Genomic DNA, 3,962 nt, shown 5'->3' on the forward strand with positions numbered 1-3,962 from the left:
ATGGCGTATACCAGTACAGCCTTGACAACGGCCCATGGCAGGATAGTAATATCTTCAGCAATGTGGCACCGGGCAGCCATACAGTAACGGTAAGGGATACCAACCCTGATGGTTGTAGCGAAACTATAATAACAGGAGCTGAAGTTGTAGACTATCCTAATTTCTTTACACCTAATGGTGATAATTTTAATGACTTCTGGAATGTTATAGGACTTAATCAGCCGGATGCAAAAATTTATATTTTTGATCGATATGGCAAACTCCTGAAACAAATAAGCGCTATTGGTAAAGGATGGGACGGTACATATAATGGCGAGGCGATGCCCGCAACCGACTACTGGTTTACGGTAACTTATAGCGAATATAATGGTAGCGTAACTGTAATAAAAGAATTCAGGTCACACTTCTCGCTTTTGAGATAAAAAGCGTAAATTTGAATAGCACAGCCTCCTGTTTATGAAAAACATAGCCTCAATCATATTATTATTACTTACCATAAATATGTTTGGTCAGAAAGAGGCTAACAATTGGCAGTTCGGACTATTTACAGGCATTCATTTTGAGGACGACGGCAGTGTAACATCATTGTCAAGTTCGATAGAAAGTAACGAAGGCTGCAGTTCTATTTCTGACAACGCCGGTAATCTGCTTTTCTATACAGATGGACGAAATGTATGGGATCGAAACAATGTACTTATGCCTAATGGCAATTATAACGCCGGAACAGGTCTTATGGGTGATTCTTCAAGTACGCAATCGGGTGTAATTGTTCCTAAAAAAGGAGATCCTAACATTTACTATATTTTTACAGTTGATGAGCCCCATCATCAAAATGCAGCCGTATATCCAAATCAATTTCCCGGTCCTTATGAGGATGGTTCTACAATTCCTTCTCAGGATGACGGCTATAATAACGGATTCAACTATTCTGTTGTAGACCTTTCTGTGATTGGGTCTAATGGTAGTATTGGTGACGTGGTAACACGAAATACGCACCTTGTAACTTACGTGCCCGACGATCCTGACCAGATAAAGTACAAATGCTCTGAAAAGGTAACTGCTGTAAAAAACAGGTCGGGTTCGGGATATTGGGTTATTACACATTTTGTAAATAGATTTTACGCTTTTGAAGTTACCTCAACCGGCGTAAACCCCGTCCCAGTAATATCTACACTTATACCTGTAGTACCTGTATCCGGTTACCGCAGAAATAGCATTGGTTGCATAAAAGCATCTCCAAATGGCAAAAAAGTAGCCATTGCTCATGTTCAGATATCAACACTTACGGGAAGTACTCAGCAAAACGGAAGCATCTGGCTTTACGATTTTAATAATGAAACCGGTATATTATCTAATCCACTGGCTATAAGCCAGGATACCATGCCCTATGGCGTTGAGTTTTCACAAAAAACTAAAAAACTATATGTCTCTTATGATAACTCATTTACCAATTTTGGGGGTATCCATCAATATGATCTTGAAAGTGACGACATAGCGGGTTCAGATGTATTTATAGCTGCATCCCCACAATCAGCAACACTTCAGCTTGGTCCTAATGGAAAAATATATCGTGCCGTAGTAAACAGCCCTACACTTGATGTGATTAATAATCCTGATGCAGATGGACTGTTATGCAACTACGTTACAGGAGGAGTATCCTTAAGTACCGGCACCTGTTATTTTGGTCTTCCACACTTCATAACTTCCTATTTTGCAGTAAATATTATTGCTTCAAATAAATGTTTTGGCAATGTAACTCACTTTGAGTTAGACACAGATGACGACTTTACAACAGTGGCATGGGATTTTGGTGATGGCCATACAAGTGCAGCATCAGCACAAAACACAGTATCTCATACTTATACAAGTGTAGGCACTTATACTGTTACTGCTACTATAAACCATCAGGGAGAAATACATACGGAAACAATTGACATTACTATCACCACTACCCCAACAGCCTATCAGGCCGACAATCTGGAAGAATGTGACCCCGATAATGATGGCATTACTGTATTTAATCTTAGTCAGAACAATTCATTAATATTAGGTTCACAGTTAAGCACAGAAAATACAGTAAAATATTTTGACAACAAAGAGAATGCAGATGCTAATGTAAATGCAATTAATGCCACTGCTTATGTAAATACAGTAAATCCTCAGCGGATATATGCCCGCATCCATAACAGTATTAACCCTGAGTGCTTTCAGCTAACCAGCTTTTTGGTCAGCACGCTTAACAGCCCAGTAGTAGACGAAACAGTAAATGAAACAATATGTCTCAATAATCCTGAAGGACTTACGATTAAGGCCATAAATACCAACCCAAATTTGTACACTTATTTATGGAGTACAGGAGAGACTACCTCAAAAATTACTGTATATCAAGCAGGTACGTATATTGTAAAAATAACTAATCAGTTAGGATGCAGCAATACCAAAACCTTTGTCGTAACTGCTTCAGATCTTGCCATAGTTACCGATGTTATCGTAAATGATATGCGGGACAATAATAGTGTTACTATTATGGCCGAACCTCCACAGGGTGTTGAAACTACTTATGTATACAGTTTAGATGCTCCTAACGGACCATTTCAGGAATCGAATTATTTCGAGAGACTTACCTCTGGCATCCATACTGTTTATATAAAAGACACTAAGGGGTGCGGTATTAAAGCTGAAGAAATGACAGTACTGGATACCCCTAAATTCTTTACACCAAATGGCGATGGTATAAATGACTATTGGAACATAATAGGTATAAACGCTAACTTTTATCCTAACAGCAAAATATATATTTTTGACCGTTACGGAAAACTACTCGCAGATGTTGACCCTAAAGGCATTGGATGGGATGGAATATTTGAAGGAAGACCATTACCTTCAAATGATTATTGGTTTGTTCTTAAACTTGATAACGGACGAATAATTAAAGGACATTTTAGCTTAATGCGATAATAATCTTAATTAAACTATACAGACACTCCATTGGAGTGTTTTTTTATGTACTTTTTCATACATTTAACACAAACAAAACCAATCTAACCAATGAAAAAAATCTTAATTGCCTGCCTTAGCCTTACTGCCTTGTTAACCTCATGTTCTGATGATGATTCATCATCAACCGGAAACAACTCGCCTCTTGTATCTACTAAGCAAACATTATATGAAAACGGCGAGGTGGAAGAAATTTTTGTTTCTGAATATAGCAACGGAAAGATGACAAAGATGAATTGGCTAACACCCGAGAATATACAGATGGGATATGACATTATCTCATACAATAGCGACGGGCTACTTAGTTCAATAAACACTTATCTAGGTACAGCAGTTTACTCAACTACTGAATACGGTTACGACAATCAGGGAAGGATGACTACAGTTCATCAGCAGTCAGAAGCTGAAAATGTAGATTACACCAGGACTTTTACCCATAATAACAATAACACAATAACATCAACATCTACTAATAGTTGGGAAGAACCCAAGACCTTTTATCTAAACAGTAGTGGAATTGTATACAAGCAGGTTAGTGGAGACTCCACCTACGAATTTACACTCGATGGCAGTACAGTAATCAGTGCTTCATATAACGGAGTTGTAACAAGAACTTACGAATATGATGAGGAACACGACCCTTCACTACTTAATATCGATTTGGGAACAGGAAATTTTCAACCTAACAATACGCTGAGATTAAATAGTCTTAGCGATAGTACTTATGATAAATATAAAATTAAAGTGATTGAAGGTAATACTATTACAAAAGATGTATATACCTTCAATGAACAGGGATTACCTACTAAAAGATTAACTTATTACAATGAAGTGCTACAAAGCCAAATGGAATATTTTTATAATTAAATAAAGTATCCTGCTTTGACTAGTCCTAAAATAGGTTGACTATTTTTTGATTATACAAATTTGATAAAAGTTCAGGCATTTTCAAGTTGTCTGAACTT

At 37.3% G+C, this 3,962-nt stretch carries 3 protein-coding genes; all 3 read left to right on the forward strand.

Going from position 1 to position 3,962, the window contains the following annotated elements:
* The coding region (locus ACFSR3_RS09425; RefSeq protein ID WP_379820750.1) for a T9SS type B sorting domain-containing protein at positions 1-422 on the forward strand (422 nt) is incomplete at its 5' end.
* A 34-nt stretch (positions 423-456) separates the two neighbouring features.
* The gene (locus ACFSR3_RS09430) at positions 457-2,958 is read left to right on the forward strand and encodes a T9SS type B sorting domain-containing protein (protein WP_379820751.1); all 2,502 of its coding nucleotides are present in this window, start codon (positions 457-459) and stop codon (positions 2,956-2,958) included.
* A gap of 90 nt (positions 2,959-3,048) precedes the next feature.
* Positions 3,049-3,864: an RHS repeat domain-containing protein gene (locus tag ACFSR3_RS09435; RefSeq protein WP_379820752.1), complete on the forward strand. Its 816-nt coding sequence runs from the start codon at positions 3,049-3,051 to the stop codon at positions 3,862-3,864.
* The last annotated feature ends 98 nt before the right edge of the window (positions 3,865-3,962 follow it).

This window comes from Flavobacterium suzhouense (genome assembly GCF_042684765.1).
Lineage (GTDB): Bacteria > Bacteroidota > Bacteroidia > Flavobacteriales > Flavobacteriaceae > Flavobacterium > Flavobacterium suzhouense.